The organism is Microbacterium sp. NPDC096154 (assembly GCF_040302945.1).
Lineage (GTDB): Bacteria > Actinomycetota > Actinomycetes > Actinomycetales > Microbacteriaceae > Microbacterium.
In genome coordinates, this window is record NZ_JBEOSM010000005.1 from 125,043 (window position 1) to 142,468 (window position 17,426).

The following is a 17,426-nucleotide window of genomic DNA, read 5'->3' on the forward strand; positions in this document are numbered from 1 at the left end:
GCCCCGGAGGGGAAGAGGCTCCCGGACAGAACGCCCGCCGCTGCTGCGGCGGGCGTTCTTGCGTTCCGGGACGGGCTCCCAGCGCGCGGCGGCGCTTGGGCGTCTCGCCCCCGCGCAGGCGCTGACTGAACGACCGGACCTCGGTGACCGGACGTGAGGGCGACGCCCCCGTTCGACCCCTGTGCGAGCGAAGCGAGCGTTGAGCGAAGCGAAGCCCGCAGCGCGAAGCGCTGGCGCGATGGAGCGAAGCGACAGCGCCTCGCTCGCGGAGGGCCCACGAAGCGGCGCCCGAACGCGTGCGAGACGCGCGCGAAGCGCGCTATGAGAACGCGGTCAGCCGGCCATCCGGAACCACACCGTGGCGAGGGGCGGGAGCGCGACCTCGGCGACCCCGGACGCAGGCACCTCGACGCGTCCCAGGTTGCCGACGCCCGAGCCGCCGTAGCCGGAGGCGTCGGTGTTGAGCACTTCATCCCACACGCCCGGCGCCGGGAAGCGCAGCCCGTAGCGGTCGTGCGGCTGCGCCGAGAAGTTGGTCACCGAGACCAGCAGCGAGCCGCCCTCGTCGGGGTCGACGCCGTCGCGGCGCACGAAGGCGTACACGTTGGCGCTCGCGTCATCCGCCACCAGCCACTCGAAGCCCGCGGGCTGCGTGTCGAGCGCCCAGAGGGCGGGCGTCTCCCGGTACCGGGCGTTGATGTCGCGCATCGCCTGGTGCACGCCCCGGTGGTCGGGCAGGTCGAGCAGCCACCAGTCGAGCTCGCGGGACTCCGCCCACTCGGACTCCTGCGCCAGCTCCGCTCCCATGAAGACCAGCTGCTTGCCCGGATGCGCCCACATGAAGGCGAGGTACGCGCGGAGGGTCGCCAGCTGGCGCCAGCGGTCACCCGGCGCCTTGCGCAGCAGCGACCCCTTGCCGTGCACGACCTCGTCGTGCGAGATCGGCAGCACGTAGTTCTCGCTGTACGCATACGTGAGAGCGAAGGTCAGCTCGTGGTGGTGGTGCGCGCGATGCACGGGGTCGCGCTTGATGTAGCCGAGCGAGTCGTGCATCCAGCCCATGTTCCACTTGAAGCCGAAGCCGAGACCGCCGCGCGACGTCGGCCGCGTGACTCCCGGCCACGATGTCGACTCCTCGGCGATGGTGACCACGCCCGGCACGCGCCGGTAGACGGTCGCGTTCATCTCCTGCAGGAACTGCACCGCCTCGAGGTTCTCGTGCCCGCCGTGCTTGTTCGGCGTCCACTCCCCCGGCTGGCGCGCGTAGTCGAGGTAGAGCATCGAGGCCACGCCGTCGACGCGCAGGCCATCGGCGTGGAACTCCTCGAGCCAGAACACGGCGTTGGCGTAGAGGAAGTTGCGCACCGGCGGGTTGCCGAAGTCGAAGATGTGCGAGCCCCACTCCTTGTGCCAGCCGCGCTGCGGGTTCGGGTCCTCGTACAGCGGGGCCCCGTCGAAGCGTGCGAGGGCCCACTCGTCGGTCGCGAAGTGCCCGGGCACCCAGTCGAGGATCACGCCGATGCCGGCCTGGTGCAGCCGGTCGATCAGCAGGCGCAGGCCATCCGGATCTCCGAAGCGGCTGTCGGCCGCGTAGTACGACGTCACGTGGTAGCCCCACGAGCCCCCGAACGGATGCTGCATCACGGGCATGAACTCGACATGCGTGAACCCGAGGTCGCTGACATACCCGACCAGCTCGTCCGCGAGCTGCTCGTACGTGAGGCCGCGGCGCCAGGACCCGAGATGCACCTCGTAGATCGCCATCGGGCGGTCGGTGTGACCGCGACGGCCGTGGGCGGCGCGGCTCTCCATCCACTCCCCGTCGCCCCACTCGTACGTCGAGTCGTGCACGATCGACGCGGTCATGGGCGGACGCTCGGCGTAGGTCGCCATGGGGTCGGCCTTCTCGCGCCAGACGCCGTCGACGCCCAGGATCTGGAACTTGTAGTGCGCGCCGGCGCCCACGTCGGGCACGAACAGCTCCCAGACGCCGGATGAGCCCAGCCGCCGCATCGGGTGCTCGCGACCGTCCCAGTCGTTGAAGTCGGCCTTGACGCGCACGGCGCGAGCGCGCGGCGCCCACACCGCGAACGCCGTGCCCATGACATCCGGCGCCTCTCCCCAGCCCTCGTAGCGGTGCACGTGCGCGCCGAGCACACGCCACAGCGCCTCGTGCCGCCCCTCGCCGATCAGATGCAGGTCGACCTCGCCCAGCGTGGGGAGGAAGCGGTAGGGATCGTCGCGCACGTGCGTCACACGCTCGTCCCCCTCGCCGTACGACGTCTCGACGCGGTAGGCGGGCACGTCCTCGGCCGACGCGCCGGGCGACAGCGGCAGCACCCCCGCCCAGATGCCCTCGTGCTCGTGCTGCAGCTCGACGGCCACCCAGCCGTCGGGGAACCGGCGGGTCGGCGCGGTCTGGTACCGCACCACCACGGCCGAGGCCAGCGGCTTCAGCACGCGCACGGTGACGCCGCCGTCGTGCGGGTGCGGGCCCAGCACGGCGTGTGCGTCGTGGTGCAGGCCCGCGGCCACCGCCGTGAGCGTCGCGCGGTCGACGGGCAGGATCTGGGGCTCGCCCATCATCCTCCGATCCTCTCGAGCGCCGCCAGCGGGATCGAGATCCACGACGGGCGATTGCGCTTCTCGTACACGGCCTCGTACACGGCCTTGTCGGCCACATATGCGTCGAGCAGCACCCGACGCTCGTCCTCGTCGCCGGCATCGGGGCCGAGCGCCGCGACGTACGCCTCCAGGAAGTGCCGCCTGGCGCGCGCCGACCACTCCCGTGCGCGCTGCGCGCACAGCGGCGCGTCGGAGTCGGCGACACCGGTCGACGACATCTCGACGACCCGGGCGGCGTAGTCGAACGAGCGCAGCATGCCTGCGACGTCGCGCCAGGGCGAGTCGGGCAGAGCCCTCTCGGCGAACGGACGCCCGGGCTCGCCCTCGAAGTCGACGATCTTCCACCCATGCGACGTGCGCAGCGTCTGGCCCAGGTGCAGGTCGCCATGCACGCGCTGCACGCGCAACGCGCCCAGCTGCGCGATCGCGCGGTACGCGCCGCTCAGCTTCTCCGCATAGGGCTCGATCTCCGGAACGATGCGCCGCGCCTGGTCGAGGCGTGCCGTCATCGCGGCGGCGAGCTCGCCGGCGGCTTCGCCGCCCCGCTCCTCCGACGGGAAGCGCTCGGCGAGCATCCTGTGCACCGCGGCGAGCGCCTCGCCCAGCCGCGCAGCCTCGCCGGCGAAGTCGCCGCCCGACTCCTCGACGCTCAACTCGAGGTCGGCCAGCAGCGTTCGCACGCTGCCCGTCGCGAGCTCGAAGCCGTCGGAGGCCGTGCGCAGGAAGCGCTGCAGCATCGCGAGCTGCAGGACGCCGCCCTCGCCGCCGGCCGCTCCGCCCGGCACGTCGACCTCCACCCAGCCGTAGAGGTCGGCGATGAAGTCCGACCCGCCGCGCGTGAGCTCCTCGTGGATCTCGATGTCGGGGTTCACGCCGGGGCTCACCTTGCGGAACAGCTTCATGATGGCCGAGTCGTCGAACCGCACCGACGTGTTGGACTGCTCGCCCGTGAGGGGGCTCGCGCGCCACTCGCGGTCGAGCTCCTGCCCGTCGACCTTCACGCGGCGGAAGCGCAGTCCATCCTGCTTGGCCGTGCCCGACGCCTCCGCCGCGATGAAGCCCTCGAGCCACAGCGCCATGGCGGCGCGGTCGTGCGCGGCGTCGTACAGGTGCCGCGGGCGGCCGTCGGGGCCGTCGAGCGATCCGATGTACGCGTAGGCGATGCGCTCCTGCAGCTCGTCGTAGATCGACAGCGGCACCTGGTACAGCTCGGCGCCGCCCTCGTCGTCCGAGTACTCGACCGTCACCAGGTACACCGTCACGGATGGGCCGCTTTCGCCTCCCGGCAGCTCCGCGATCTCATGCACGTCGCCGATCGCGAACGGGCGCCCCTTGCCCCCGAACCAGCGGGTGCGCGCCAGGTATCCGTCGAGCACCTCATGCCCCAGCTCGTGGGAATCGATGTCGTTCACAGCAGCCCGACCTCCTCCGACTCGTCCGCCGGTGCATGCAGCTGGAACCAGTAGAACCCGTGCCCGCCCAGCGTGAGCAGGTACGGCAGCTCGCCGATGCGGGGGAACGGCACGCCGCCGATCAGCTCGACCGGCACCATCCCCTCGAATCGCCGCAGGTCCAGTTCCACCGGCTGCGGGAACTGCGACAGGTTGTTGACGCAGACGATCACGTCGACCGTGCCGTCGGCGTTGGTGTGCTCTCGCGAGTACGACAGCACCGCGGGGTTCGACCCGCCCAGGTCGTTGAAGCTGCCCAGGCCGAAGGCCGGATGGCGCTTGCGCGCCTGGATGATCTGGCGCGTCCAGTGCAGCAGCGACGACCGGTCCTCCTGCTGCGCCTCGACGTTGACCGCCAGGTAGCCGTACACCGGATCCTGCACGACCGGCAGCGAGAGCTTGCCCGGGTTCGCCGTCGAGAACCCGGCGTTGCGGTCGCTCGTCCACTGCATGGGCGTGCGCACGCCGTCGCGATCGCCGAGCCAGATGTTGTCGCCCATCCCGATCTCGTCGCCGTAGTACAGCACCGGCGACCCGGGCAGCGACAGCAGCAGCGCCGTGAACAGCTCGATCTGGTCGATGTCGTTCTCGAGCAGGGGCGCGAGCCGACGGCGGATGCCGATGTTGGCCTTCATCCGGGGATCGCGCGCGTACTCGTTCCACATGTAGTCGCGGTCCTCGTCCGTGACCATCTCGAGCGTGAGCTCGTCGTGGTTGCGCAGGAAGATGCCCCACTGGCATCCGGACGGGATGGGCGGCGTCTGGGCCAGGATCTCGCTGATCGGGTAGCGCGACTCGCGCCGCACCGCCATGAAGATGCGCGGCATCACCGGGAAGTGGAAGCACATGTGGCACTCGTCGCCGCCCACCTCGGGGTTGCCGAAGTAGTCGACCACGTCAGCGGGCCACTGATTCGCCTCGGCCAGCAGCACCCGCCCCGGGTACTCCTCGTCGACGATGCGGCGCACCTTGCGCAGGAACTCGTGCGTCTCGGGCAGGTTCTCGCCGTTGGTGCCCGGGCGCTCGTAGAGGTACGGCACGGCGTCGAGCCGGAAGCCGTCGAGCCCCATGTCGAGCCAGAACCGCATGGCGTCGAGCATCGCCTCGTGCACCTTCGGGTTGTCGAAGTTGAGGTCGGGCTGGTGCGAGAAGAACCGGTGCCAGAAGTACTGCTGGCGCACCGGATCCCAGGTCCAGTTGCTCGGTTCGGTGTCGACGAAGATGATGCGGGCGTCCTCGTACAGCTCGTCGGTGTCGCTCCACACGTAGAAGTCGCCGTACGGGCCGTCGGGATCCGACCGGCTCGCCTGGAACCACGGGTGCTCGTCGCTGGTGTGGTTCATGACGAAGTCGATGATCACCTTGATGCCCCGCGCGTGCGCGGCGTCCATGAACGCTCGGAAGTCGTCCACCGTGCCCAGCTCGGGCAGCACGCCCGTATAGTCGGCCACGTCGTATCCGCCGTCGCGCAGCGGCGACGGGAAGAACGGCGGCAGCCACAGGCAGTCGACGCCGAGCCACTCGAGGTAGTCGAGCTTCTCGGTCAGCCCGCGGAAGTCGCCGGTGCCGTCGCCGTCGCCGTCCTTGAACGAGCGCACGAGCACCTCGTAGAACACGGCGGTCTTGAACCACTCCGGCTGCGCCCTCACCGGGCTGTCGGGGAACGGCTCCTGCGACAGGATCGGGATCGACGTCGTGATGGGGGCCGGCTCGGAGGGTGCGGTCATCCTGCGCTCCTCACGCTCAGGATGTGCGCCACGTCCCCGGCGGGGTCGAGGCGCACATAGTTGTCGGCTCCCCACACCCACTCGACCCCCGTGAGCTCGTCGTGCACCACGAAGGTCTCGGGCAGGCCGGCGGCCTCGCGGTCGAGGCGCACGATCGTCTCGTGCGCGCCGTGCGGGTCGAGGTTGATCACGACGATCACGGTGTCGGTCGACCCGTCGGGCTCGGTGTGCGTCTTCGAGAAGCACAGGATGTGCTCGTCGTCGGCCGCGTGCACCACGAGGTTGCGCAGCAGGCCCAGGGCGGGGTGCGTGCGGCGCAGCTCGTTGAGCCGGCTGATGTACGGCGCGAGGGTGCGGCCGGACTCCTCGGCGGCCTGCCAGTCGCGGATGCGGATCTGGTACTTCTCGCTGTCGAGGTACTCCTCGCTCCCGGGCCGCACGGCGACGTGCTCGAACAGCTCGTAGCCCGCGTACATGCCCCACGACGGGGTGGCCATGGCGGCGAGCGTCGCGCGGATCGCGAACATCGCCGGCCCGCCGTACTGCAGCGTGGCGTGCAGGATGTCGGGGGTGTTGACCCAGAAGTTGGGCCGCATCAGGTGGTCGCTCTCGCGCGACACCTCGCGCAGGTAGTCCTCGATCTCGTCCTTCGCCACGCGCCACGTGAAGTACGTGTACGACTGGTGGAAGCCGACCGAGCCGAGCGTGTGCATCATGGCGGGCCGCGTGAACGCCTCCGACAAGAAGAGGACATCCGGATCGGTCGCCCGGATGTCGGCGAGCAGCCGCTCCCAGAAGATCACGGGCTTGGTGTGGGGGTTGTCGACGCGGAAGATGCGCACGCCACGCGACATCCACAGCCGCACCACGCGCGTGACCTCGGCCAGGACGCCGTCGAAGTCGTCGTCGAAGTACACCGGGTAGATGTCCTGGTACTTCTTCGGCGGGTTCTCGGCGTACGCGATCGTGCCGTCCGCCCGATGCCGGAAGAACTGCGGGTGCTCCGTGACCCACGGGTGATCCGGCGCGGCCTGCAGCGCCAGGTCGAGAGCCACCTCGATGCCCAGGCGCTTGGCCTTTCGCACGAACGCGTCGAAGTCGTCGAACGTGCCGAGATCCGGGTGGATCGCGTCGTGGCCGCCGTCCTTCGATCCGATGGCCCACGGCGATCCGGGGTCGTCCGGTCCGGGGGTGAGCGTGTTGTTGGGGCCCTTGCGGTTGACCTCGCCGATCGGGTGGATGGGCGGCAGATACAGCACGTCGAAGCCCATCGCGGCGACGCGGTCGAGGCTCTTCGCGGCGGTCTTGAACGTGCCGCTGATCACCTTGCCGGTGCGCTTGTCGACCTTAGCCCCCTCCGACCGGGGGAAGAACTCGTACCAGCTGCCCGTGAGGGCCCGGCGCCGGTCGGCGTAGAGCGGAAACGGCCCCTCGACCGTGAGCAGGTCGCGCAGCGGGTGGCGCAGGAACAGCGCCTGCGTCTCGGGGCCCTCCAGCACCGCGAGCCGTGCCTCGACGGGCCGGATCTCGTCGGTCGCGGCGTCGAGCGCCGCCGTCAGGACCGCCTCGTCGTCGGCGCTCAGCGCCAGCCCGCCGGACGCCGCCGCGTCGTCGCGGATGCGCTCGAGCAGCAGCCGCGCCTCGAGGAACATCAGCTCGACGTCCACGCCCGCGCGGATCTTGATGCCCGCGTCGTGCGTCCAGGTGCCCAGCGCGTCGGAGAACGCGTGCACCTCGAACGCCCAGTCGCCCGGTGCATCCGGCGTCACCCAGGCCTCGTACCGGTCGGTGCCCTTGATCAGCTCCCGCATCCGCACGGGCTCGCGGCGCGCGCCATCCGGCCCGATGAGCACCGCTTCGGCGCCGAGCTGATCATGCCCCTCGCGGAACACCGTGGCCTGCACGGGCAGCGGCTCGCCGACGGTCGCCTTGGCGGGGCGTCGACCCCGGTCGACCAGGGGATGCACATCGATGACTGGGATGCGTCCGACCATGTGCCCAACTTTGCACAGCGGGGGCATTCGTGACCATCTTCCGGCCCACCCTTGCCAGAGGCTTCACGAGGGTGTAACCCGGGGGGCTCGGAGGCACTGATGCGCGCTGTCGGGCCGCAGGGTCTCCGGCGCCCGCCCCGGTGCGACCTGTCGGGCCGCGGGGTCTCCGGGCTAGCGTGGGCACATGCGCGCGATCCGTCGTTTCACGGTCCGTCCCGTCCTGCCCGAGCCGCTCGCCGCGCTCGGCGAGCTGGCCGGCAACCTGCGCTGGTGCTGGCACCTCGAGACGCAGGATGTCTTCACGCACGTCGATCCGCATCTTTGGCGCGAGCTGCAGGATCCGGTGCGCCTGCTGGGCGCGGTGAGCACGTCGCGCTTCGACGAGCTGGCGACCGACGCGGCGTTCGTCGAGCGGCTGGGGCGCGTGCGCGACGACCTGCGCGCGTACCTGGCCGACGACCTCTGGTACCAGCGCAGCGTGCCCGAGGGGCCGCGCACGATCGCGTACTTCTCCCCCGAGTTCGGCATCGCGGCCGCGCTGCCCCAGTACTCGGGCGGCCTCGGCATCCTGGCCGGCGACCATCTCAAGGCCGCCAGCGACCTCGGCGTGCCCGTGATCGGCGTGGGCCTGCTGTACCGCCACGGCTACTTCACGCAGGCGCTGTCGCGGGAGGGCTGGCAGCTGGAGTCGTACCCCGTGCTCGACCCCGACGAGATGCCCATCACGGCCCTGCGCGAGGCCGACGGCAGCACGGCGACGATCTCGATCGCCATGCCCGACGGCCCCGACCTGAGGGCGCGCATCTGGGTCGCGCAGGTCGGGCGCGTGCCGCTGCTGATGCTCGACACCGACGTCGACACCAACCCACCGCACTACGTCGACGTGACCGACCGGCTCTACGGCGGGGGCAGCGAGCACCGCCTGAGGCAGGAGCTGCTGCTCGGCGTGGGCGGCGTGCGGGCGCTGCGGGCGTACTGCCGCATCACGGGCGCCGCTACGCCCGAGGTGTACCACACCAACGAGGGCCACGCCGGGTTCCAGGGGCTCGAGCGCATCCGCGAGCTGACGCTCGGCGACGCCGGTGCCGGTGCCGGTGCCGGTGCCGACGCCCCGACGCAGGATGGCGTGCACCTGGCGTTCGACGACGCGCTCGAGATCGCGCGCGCATCCACCGTCTTCACGACCCACACGCCCGTGCCGGCGGGCATCGACCGCTTCGACCGCACCCTGATCGCGCAGTACTTCGCCACCGAGGGCGGCGTGCTGCCCGGCGTTCCCGTCGACCGTGTGCTGGCACTCGGCGCTGAGGACTACACCGGCGGCGATCCCTCGATGTTCAACATGGCGGTGATGGGCTTCCGCCTCGGACAGCGAGCCAACGGTGTCTCGCAGCTGCACGGGCACGTCAGCCGCGACATGTTCAACGGACTCTGGCCCGCCTTCGACGAGCCGGAGGTGCCGATCGGGTCGATCACCAACGGCGTTCACGCGCCCACGTGGGTCGCACGCGAGTTCCGCGAGCTGATCCACGAGATCGGCGCCGACATCGACGGCGATCCGGACGCGTTCGCCCGGGCACTCGAGCAGGTTCCGTTCGCGCGCGTGTGGGCGATCAAACGGCAGCTGCGCCAGCGGCTGGTCGACGACGCCCGTGCGCGGCTGCGCGCATCCTGGGCCAAGCGGGGTGCCGCGGCGGCCGAACTCGGATGGATCGACGAGGCCCTGTCGCCCGACGTGCTCACGATCGGGTTTGCGCGGCGCGTGCCGTCGTACAAGCGGCTGACGCTCATGCTGCGCGACCAGGAGCGCCTCGCGCGGTTGCTGCTCGATCCCGAGCGCCCGGTGCAGCTCGTGATCGCGGGCAAGGCGCATCCGGCCGACGACGGGGGCAAGCGGCTCATCCAGGAGCTCGTGCGGTTCGCCGACGGCGCGGGCGTGCGCCACCGCATCGTGTTCCTGCCGAACTACGACATCGGCATGGCCCAGCACCTGTACCCGGGGTGCGACGTGTGGCTCAACAACCCGCTGCGGCCGTACGAGGCCTGCGGTACGAGCGGCATGAAGGCCGCGCTCAACGGCGGCCTGAACCTGTCGATCCTCGACGGGTGGTGGGACGAGTGGTACGACGGCGAGAACGGGTGGGCCATCCCGTCGGCCGACGGCCTCGACGACCCGCACAAGCGCGACGACCTCGAGGCCACCGCACTGTACGACCTGATCGAACGCGAGATCGCCCCTCGGTTCTACGATCGCGACGCCGAGGGCGTTCCGCGCCGATGGATGGAGATGATGCGGCACACCCTCGACTCGCTCGGCCCCAAGGTGCTCGCCACCCGCATGGTGCGCGACTACGTGGGGCAGCTCTACGCGCCGGCCGCCGCCGCGGCGCGGGCGCTGGACGGCGACTTCGCCGGCGCGATCGAGCTCGCGGCATGGAAGCGCCGCGTGCGCGAGGCCTGGCACGACGTGCGGGTCGACCACGTCGAGTCGGCCGGCGTGGATCAGGCCGCCGAGGTGGGCGCCGAGCTGTCGGTGCAGGCCTACGTCGCGCTGGGCGGTCTGACGCCCGACGACGTCGAGGTGCAGCTGATCCATGGGCGTGCCGAGGGCGACGATCAGCTCTCTTCGGTGCGGATCGCGCGGCTGAGCCCCCTCGACGAGTTCGCCGGCGGGCGCGTCTGCTTCGCGGGCAGCGTGCGCCTGGACCGCGCGGGTCCGTTCGGCTACACCGTGCGCGTGGTACCGAAGAACGCGCACCTCGCCTCGACGGCCGAGCTCGGCCTCGCCGCGCTGGCGTAGCTCCGCGGGGCGTTACTAGCGCCCGGCGGGTTTACTAGCGCCCGGCGGGTTTACTAGCGCCCGGCGGGTTACTAGCGCCCGGCGGGGGTGGACCCGCCCGGTTCGCTAGCGCCCGGCGGGTTTACTAGCGCCCGGCGCACTCGCTAGCGTCGCCGACGCGAGTGAATCCGCCCGGCGCTAGCCAACAACCGGGGGGCTGAACCCGGCCGGTTGACTAGCCCCCGGCGGTTCACTAGCGCCCGGCGGGTTCACTAGCGCCGGGGCGCAGAGCCCGGGGCTTCACTAGCGCCCGGCGCACTCGCTAGCGTCGCCGACGCCAGTGAATCTGCCCGACGCTAGTCAACGGCCTGGGTGGAGCGGACCACGACGACGGTCCGGGGGCCGAGGGTCAGGGTCGTGCCGGCCTCGACACGGGCACCCTCGGGGACGTCCGGATCCGTCGACAGCACGACGTCGCCCACGCAGACCCACTCGTTCTGGGGCAGCGGCACGTCGACCGCCGTGTCGGCGGCGTTGAACCAGAGCAGGAACGAGCTGTCGATCAGCTGCTGTCCCTGCGGACCGGGCTCGCGCAGCGGGGCGCCCGAGACGAACATCCCGATCGTGCGCAGACCCCCGTCGGTCCAGTCGTCACGGCGCATGAGCCGGCCGCTCGGGTGCAGCCAGGCGAGGTCGTTCGGGCCGCCCTGGATGGTGGGCCGCCCCTCGAACCAGTGCCGCTGCCTCAGCGCCGGATGCTCGCGGCGCAGCCGCAGGGCCGCCTTCGTGACCTCGTAGACGTCGAGCCACGCGTCGTCCGCGCTCCAGTCCATCCACGAGATCTCGTTGTCCTGGCAGTACGCGTTGTTGTTGCCGCGCTGGGTGCGCCCGCGCTCGTCGCCGGCGGTGAGCATGGGAACGCCGTTCGACAGGCACAGCGTGGCCATCATGTTCGCCGCCTGCCGACGACGCAGGGCCACGATCTCCGCGTCGTCGGTCTCGCCCTCCACGCCGTGGTTCCACGAGCGGTTGTTGTCGGTGCCGTCGCGGTTGCGCTCCCCGTTGGCCTCGTTGTGCTTGCTGTCGTAGCTGACCAGGTCTCGCACCGTGAAGCCGTCGTGCGCCGTGATGAAGTTGATGGAGTTGTACGCGCTGCGTCCATCGTCGGCGTAGAGGTCGCTCGACCCGGCGAGGCGGGTCGCCACGTCGCGGATGGGGGCCCGCCCACGCCAGAAGTCGCGCACCGTGTCGCGGTACTTGTCGTTCCACTCCGCCCAGGGCGGCGGCATCCGGCCGACGAGGTATCCCTCCATCGACACATCCCACGGCTCCGCGATGAGCTTCACGTGCCGCAGGATCGGGTCCTGTCCGATCGCGATCAGCAGCGCACAGTCGAAGTCGACGTCGTAGCCCGTGCGTGTGAGCGCCGACATGAGGTCGAAGCGGAAGCCGTCGACGTGCATCTCGGTCACCCAGTAGCGCAGCGAGTCCAGGATGAGCCGCAGCGCCAGCGGGTTCCACGCGTTCACCGTGTTGCCGCATCCGGTCACGTCCCAGTAGCGGTCGTCGAATCCGCCGTCCGCGGCGACGACGCGCTTGTAGAAGCCGCGGTCGTCGAGACCGCGGAACGACAACGTCGGCCCCTCCGGCCCGGCCTCGGCGGTGTGGTTGTAGACGACGTCGAGGATGACCTCGATGCCCTCGCGGTGCAGCGCCTTGACCATCTGCTTGAACTCGGCGACCTGGCCGCCGCGATCGCCCGACGAGCTGTACGTCGCGTCGGGCGCAAAGTACGAGATCGTGTTGTAGCCCCAGTAGTTGGTGAGACCCCGCTCGAGCAGCGCTGGTTCCGAGAAGAACTGCTGCACGGGCAGAAGCTCGACCGCCGTCACGCCGAGGTCGCGCAGGTACGAGGTGACGGCCGGGTGGGCCAGGCCGGCGTACGTGCCGCGCAGGTGCTCGGGGATGCGGTCGTGCAGCTTCGTGAAGCCCTTGACGTGCAGCTCGTAGATCACGGTGTCACGCCAGCGCGTGGCCGGCGGGCGGTCGTCCTCCCAGTCGAACGCCCGGTCGACCACCACGCTGCGCGCCGTGTAGCCGGACGAGTCGGTGTCGTCGCGCACGGCCGGATCGCCCTCGCGGGATCCGTAGATGGGCTGCTCGGCGATGATCGTGCCGCTCGTCGCGAGCGCGTACGGGTCGAGCAGCAGCTTGTGCGGGTTGAAGCGCAGACCGTTCTTCGGATCCCACGGACCGTCGACCCGGAACCCGTACCGCTGACCGGGCACGACATCCGGCAGCGCGCCGTGCCAGATGCCCAGCGTGTGCTCCGTGAGCCGGTGGCGGGTCTCGCGGCCGGCGTCGTCGAAGAGGCACAGCTCGACGGACGAGGCGTAGGGGGCGTAGACCGCGAAGTTCGTGCTGTCGGGTGACCACGTGGCACCCAGCGGCCACTCCCGTCCGGGCCAGATGGGGACGGCCTCGCCGAGGGCTTGCCACGTGACGGGGGTCATCGCTCCGGCGGCCTCCACAGCACCAGGTCGGCGCTGCGGCGCACGCGCGTTCCGGCCCTCAGCGTGACGACGGATCCTGTCGCACCGGCCGCGAAGACGCGGGCGCCGGGACGGTTCTCGATCTCGTGGCGCAGACGGGATTCCAGCTCGCCGACGCGGCGACGCAGATCGCGCACCTCATCCTCGAGGTCCAGCACGCGCGCGATGGCGGCGAGACTCATGCCCTCGCCCGACAGGCGGGCGACCTCGCGCAGCTGCTCGATGTTGCGCGGCGAGTAGCGGCGGGATCCGCCACGCGTGCGGCCCGGCACGACCAGGCCGATGCGGTCGTACTGCCGCAGGGTCTGCGGGTGCATGCCCGCCAGCTCGGCCGCGACCGCGATCGCGAAGAGGGGCGCGTCCTCATCGATGTCGTACGTGTCGCTCATCCGATCCTCCTCCCGTCGCGGTGCATGTCCCACTTGCGGCCCTAATCGCCGTCGCCGTGTCCCACCTGTGGCCGGAATGCGGGTGCCATAGCGGCCACAACGGGGACACGCCCAGGCTACGAGCCGTGCGCCTTGCTCATCAGGTCGGCGCGCGGGTCGCCCTGCGGCCCCACCTCGACAAAGCGCGCGAGCGCCTCACGAGCCTCGTCGTCGAGGTGCGCCGGCACGACCACCTGCACCTCGGCCAGCAGGTCGCCCGTGCCCTTCTGCGACGCGATGCCGCGTCCCTTGACGCGCAGCACGCGGCCCGACGGGGTTCCGGGCGCGACCCGGAGCTTGACGGGGTCGCCGCCCAGCGTCGGCACCTCGATCGTGGCCCCGAGAGCCGCCTCCGCGAACGTCACGGGCACGACCACGCGCAGGTTCAGTCCTTCGCGCACGAACACCGGATGCGGTCGCACCGCCACCTCGACGACGATGTCGCCGTTCTCGCCGCCGTCCGGCGACGGGCGGCCCTTGCCCCGCAGTCGGATCTTCTGCCCGTCCGCCACGCCGGCCGGGATCTTGATCTTGAAGGGCTTGCCCTCCTCGCTCTGCAGCGAGATGGTCTCGCCCTTGGCGGCGGTGACGAAGTCGATGGTCGTGCGCGCCCGCACGTCGGCGCCCTTCTGCGGACCGCCGAAGCCGCGGAAGCCGCCGGTGGACCGGCCGAAGCCGCCGGAACCGAACCGCCCGCCCCCGCCCTGGTTGAACATCGCGAAGATGTCGTCGAAGTCCTGGGCCGATCCGCGGTTCTGCGTGAACGCGCTGAACACGTCGTCGAAGCCACCCGCGCCGCCGCCGCCCGCGGTGAAGCGAGCGCCCGATCCCATCGCGCGGATCTGGTCGTACTCCTCCTTCTGCGCGGGGTCGGAGAGCACGGCGTATGCCTCGCTGATCTCCTTGAACTTCGCCTCGGCGGCTGCGTCCCCCGGGTTGGAGTCGGGGTGGTACTGCCGCGCCAGCTTGCGGTACGTCTTCTTGAGATCAGCCGCGCTGACGTCTTTCGACACACCCAGGACCTTGTAGAAGTCCTTCTCGAACCAGTCCTGACTGGCCATCTTCACCTTCTCCTGAGGCTGGGGGCGTCTCGTCTGCGCCGCGCCCGCTCGACGACGGGGGTGCCCGATCGTCGAGCGGGGCGGCAGGGCGCAGGCGAGACGCCTCGAATCGACCTGTCGAACTACTCCGCGGGAACCGCGACGACGACCTTGGCCGCGCGCAGCTCGATGTCGCCGAGGCGGTAGCCCAGCTCGACGACCTCGAGGATCGTCGCCTCGGTCGCACCGGGCGTGGGCTGCTGGAAGATCGCCTCGTGCTGCTGCGGGTCGAACGTCTCGCCCGCCGCGCCGTACGCGACCAGTCCCATCCGCTCGGCCACGCCGCGCACCTTCTCGGCGATCGCGGCGAACGGGGTGCCCTCGCCGAGATCGCCGTGCTTCTCGGCGCGGTCGAGGTCGTCGAGCACGGGGATGAGGCCCTTGACGGCCTCGCCCTTCGCGCGCGCGATCTCGACGTGGCGCTGCTCCTCGGTGCGCCGGCGGTAGTTGGCGTACTCGGCCTGCAGGCGCTTGAGGTCGTGCAGCAGCTGCGTCTCGTAGTCGCTCTTCTCCTGCTCAGCGGCCTCGTCGCTCTGGCCGATGTTCAGGATGTCGTCGACCGTGAGCTCGGGCTCGCCCTGCTTGGCGCCACCGGGACCGTCGGCCGTGTTCGCGGCCTCGTCGTCGGCGGGAACGCCGTCCTGCTCCTCCGAGGTGCCCGCCTGAGGCGCCTCAGGGGCGGTCGCGTCCTGCGCGTCCGCCCCCTCGGCTCCAGGCTGGACCTCGTCGCCGTCGTTGCGGTCGGGCTGCTCGAAGTCCTTGTCGCTCATCAGCTCTTCTTGTCCTCGTCGTCCTCGACCACCTCGGCGTCGATCACGTCGTCGTCGGCCGCCTGGTCACCGGCCGGGGCATCCGACGCGGGCGCGGCCTGCTCGGCCTGAGCCTGCGCGTAGATCGCCCCGCCGAGCTTGGTCTGGCTCTCGTTGAGCTTGTCGAACGCGGCCTTCACGGCCTCGTCGTCGTCGCCCGCGAGCGCCTTCTTGAGCTCGTCGACATCCGCCTGCACCGACTCCTTGACGTCGGCGGGCAGCTTGTCGTCGTTCTCCTTGATCAGCTTCTCGATCGAGTACGACAGCGTCTCGGCCTGGTTGCGCACCTCGGCGGCCTCGCGGCGCTTCTTGTCTTCGGCCGCGTGCTCCTCGGCCTCGCGCACCATGCGCTCGATGTCGTCCTTGGGCAGCGACGAGCCGCCCGTGATCGTCATCGACTGCTCCTTGCCGGTGCCCTTGTCCTTCGCCGAGACGTGCACGATGCCGTTGGCGTCGATGTCGAACGTGACCTCGATCTGCGGCACGCCGCGCGGCGCGGGCGCGATGTCGGTCAGGTCGAACGTGCCGAGCGGCTTGTTGTCGCGCGTGAACTCACGCTCGCCCTGGAACACCTGGATCGACACCGACGGCTGGTTGTCGTCGGCCGTCGTGAAGGTCTCGCTGCGCTTGGTCGGGATGGCGGTGTTGCGCTCGATCAGCTTGGTCATGATGCCGCCCTTGGTCTCGATGCCGAGGCTCAGGGGGGTGACGTCGATGAGCAGCACGTCCTTGCGCTCGCCCTTCAGGACGCCGGCCTGCAGGGCGGCGCCGACGGCGACGACCTCGTCCGGGTTCACGCCCTTGTTGGGCTCCTTGCCGGTCTCGCGCTTGACGAGCTCCGACACCGCAGGCATGCGGGTCGATCCGCCGACGAGCACGACGTGGGCGATGTCCGACACCTTGATGCCGGCCTCGCGGATGACATCCTCGAACGGCTTCTTGGTGCGCTCGAGCAGGTCCTTCGAGAGCTCCTCGAACTTCGCGCGCGTCAGCGTCTCCGACAGCGACACGGGGCCCGACTCGGTGAGCGACAGGTAGGGCAGGTTGATCGACGTGGAGGTCGAGCTCGACAACTCCTTCTTCGCCTGCTCCGCGGCCTCCTTGAGGCGCTGCAGGGCGATCTTGTCGCCCGAGACGTCGACGCCCGTCGTCTCCTTGAACTGCTTGATCAGATAGTCGACGATGCGCTGGTCCCAGTCGTCGCCGCCCAGGCGGTTGTCACCGGCGGTGGCGCGCACCTGGATGGTCGAGAAGTCGTCGTCCTTGCCCACCTCGAGCAGGGACACGTCGAACGTGCCGCCACCCAGGTCGAACACCAGGATGAGCTCGTCCTCCTTGCCCTTGTCGAGCCCGTAGGCGAGGGCCGCGGCGGTGGGCTCGTTGATGATGCGCAGCACGTTGAGGCCCGCGATCTCACCGGCGTCCTTGGTGGCCTGGCGCTCGGCGTCGTTGAAGTAGGCCGGGACCGTGATGACGGCGTCGGTCACGGTGTCGCCCAGGTACTGCTCGGCGTCGCGCTTGAGCTTCATGAGGATGCGCGCCGAGATCTCCTGCGGCGTGTACTTCTTGCCGTCGACGTCGAAGGTCCAGTCGGTGCCGATGTGGCGCTTGACCGACGCGATGGTGCGCTCGACGTTCGTCACGGCCTGGCGCTTGGCGGTCTCGCCGACCAGCACCTCGCCGTCCTTGGTGAACGCCACGACCGACGGCGTGGTGCGGAAGCCCTCCGCGTTCGCGATGACCTTCGGCTCGCCGCCCTCGAGGACGCTGACGACCGAGTTGGTCGTTCCGAGGTCGATACCCACAGCACGTGCCATTTGATGCTCCTTCTGCTGGACGTTCTGATGAAGCCTGCGCGCGATCTTGAGCCGCGCTGACTCAAGGATACGCCCGACCGCGACGACTGTCAATCAAACTTGATACAGGGCGACTCAAGTTCCGGATCCGCACCACCCCGCGCA

10 protein-coding genes are annotated in these 17,426 nt (G+C 70.4%); 1 reads left to right on the plus strand and 9 read right to left on the minus strand.

Going from position 1 to position 17,426, the window contains the following annotated elements; translation table 11 throughout:
* Positions 1-333: 333 nt before the first annotated feature.
* Genes glgB through ABTW64_RS08850 form a run of 4 tightly spaced genes read right to left on the minus strand, consistent with a single transcriptional unit; the run spans position 334 to position 7,797 of the window.
* Positions 334-2,586: a 1,4-alpha-glucan branching protein GlgB gene (glgB, locus tag ABTW64_RS08835; RefSeq protein ID WP_350621407.1), complete on the minus strand. Its 2,253-nt coding sequence runs from the start codon at positions 2,584-2,586 to the stop codon at positions 334-336.
* Positions 2,583-4,037: a maltokinase N-terminal cap-like domain-containing protein gene (locus ABTW64_RS08840; protein WP_350621409.1), complete on the minus strand. Its 1,455-nt coding sequence runs from the start codon at positions 4,035-4,037 to the stop codon at positions 2,583-2,585. The genes glgB and ABTW64_RS08840 overlap by 4 nt, the downstream gene beginning before the upstream one ends.
* Entirely contained in the window at positions 4,034-5,803 is a 1,770-nt protein-coding gene (gene treS, locus ABTW64_RS08845) for a maltose alpha-D-glucosyltransferase (protein ID WP_350621411.1), read from the minus strand. Before treS ends, ABTW64_RS08840 begins: the two co-directional genes overlap by 4 nt.
* Positions 5,800-7,797: an alpha-1,4-glucan--maltose-1-phosphate maltosyltransferase gene (locus tag ABTW64_RS08850; RefSeq protein ID WP_350621413.1), complete on the minus strand. Its 1,998-nt coding sequence runs from the start codon at positions 7,795-7,797 to the stop codon at positions 5,800-5,802. Before ABTW64_RS08850 ends, treS begins: the two co-directional genes overlap by 4 nt.
* A 184-nt stretch (positions 7,798-7,981) precedes the next feature.
* Between ABTW64_RS08850 and glgP the strand changes: the two genes are divergently transcribed.
* Complete coding sequence (gene glgP, locus ABTW64_RS08855; protein ID WP_350621415.1) at positions 7,982-10,597, plus strand: alpha-glucan family phosphorylase; 2,616 nt, start codon at positions 7,982-7,984, stop codon at positions 10,595-10,597.
* A gap of 335 nt (positions 10,598-10,932) precedes the next feature.
* Here the strand turns inward: glgP and glgX are convergent, their stop codons facing one another.
* The 5 genes from glgX to dnaK form a co-directional block, all read right to left on the minus strand.
* Entirely contained in the window at positions 10,933-13,089 is a 2,157-nt protein-coding gene (glgX, locus tag ABTW64_RS08860) for a glycogen debranching protein GlgX (RefSeq protein ID WP_350621417.1), read from the minus strand.
* On the minus strand, positions 13,086-13,517 hold the full coding sequence (locus tag ABTW64_RS08865) for a heat shock protein transcriptional repressor HspR (RefSeq protein ID WP_350621419.1): 432 nt from the start codon (positions 13,515-13,517) through the stop codon (positions 13,086-13,088). The genes glgX and ABTW64_RS08865 overlap by 4 nt, the downstream gene beginning before the upstream one ends.
* Positions 13,518-13,633: 116 nt before the next feature.
* A complete protein-coding gene (locus ABTW64_RS08870; RefSeq protein WP_350621421.1) occupies positions 13,634-14,617 on the minus strand; it encodes a DnaJ C-terminal domain-containing protein in 984 nt (327 codons plus the stop codon).
* Positions 14,618-14,739: 122 nt separating this feature from the next.
* A complete protein-coding gene (locus tag ABTW64_RS08875) occupies positions 14,740-15,426 on the minus strand; it encodes a nucleotide exchange factor GrpE (protein WP_350621423.1) in 687 nt (228 codons plus the stop codon).
* A complete protein-coding gene (dnaK, locus tag ABTW64_RS08880; protein ID WP_350621425.1) occupies positions 15,426-17,282 on the minus strand; it encodes a molecular chaperone DnaK in 1,857 nt (618 codons plus the stop codon). Before dnaK ends, ABTW64_RS08875 begins: the two co-directional genes overlap by 1 nt.
* Positions 17,283-17,426: the final 144 nt, after the last annotated feature.

What these genes read in the sequence shown, in the direction of transcription:
- glgB (WP_350621407.1), bottom strand. Translation starts at nt 2,586, where the DNA reads ATGATGGGCGAGCCCCAGATCCTGCCCGTCGACCGCGCGACGCTCACG.
- treS (WP_350621411.1), bottom strand. Translation starts at nt 5,803, where the DNA reads ATGACCGCACCCTCCGAGCCGGCCCCCATCACGACGTCGATCCCGATC.
- ABTW64_RS08850 (WP_350621413.1), bottom strand. Translation starts at nt 7,797, where the DNA reads ATGGTCGGACGCATCCCAGTCATCGATGTGCATCCCCTGGTCGACCGG.
- glgP (WP_350621415.1), top strand. Translation starts at nt 7,982, where the DNA reads ATGCGCGCGATCCGTCGTTTCACGGTCCGTCCCGTCCTGCCCGAGCCG.
- glgX (WP_350621417.1), bottom strand. Translation starts at nt 13,089, where the DNA reads ATGACCCCCGTCACGTGGCAAGCCCTCGGCGAGGCCGTCCCCATCTGG.
- ABTW64_RS08865 (WP_350621419.1), bottom strand. Translation starts at nt 13,517, where the DNA reads ATGAGCGACACGTACGACATCGATGAGGACGCGCCCCTCTTCGCGATC.
- ABTW64_RS08870 (WP_350621421.1), bottom strand. Translation starts at nt 14,617, where the DNA reads ATGGCCAGTCAGGACTGGTTCGAGAAGGACTTCTACAAGGTCCTGGGT.
- ABTW64_RS08875 (WP_350621423.1), bottom strand. Translation starts at nt 15,426, where the DNA reads ATGAGCGACAAGGACTTCGAGCAGCCCGACCGCAACGACGGCGACGAG.
- dnaK (WP_350621425.1), bottom strand. Translation starts at nt 17,282, where the DNA reads ATGGCACGTGCTGTGGGTATCGACCTCGGAACGACCAACTCGGTCGTC.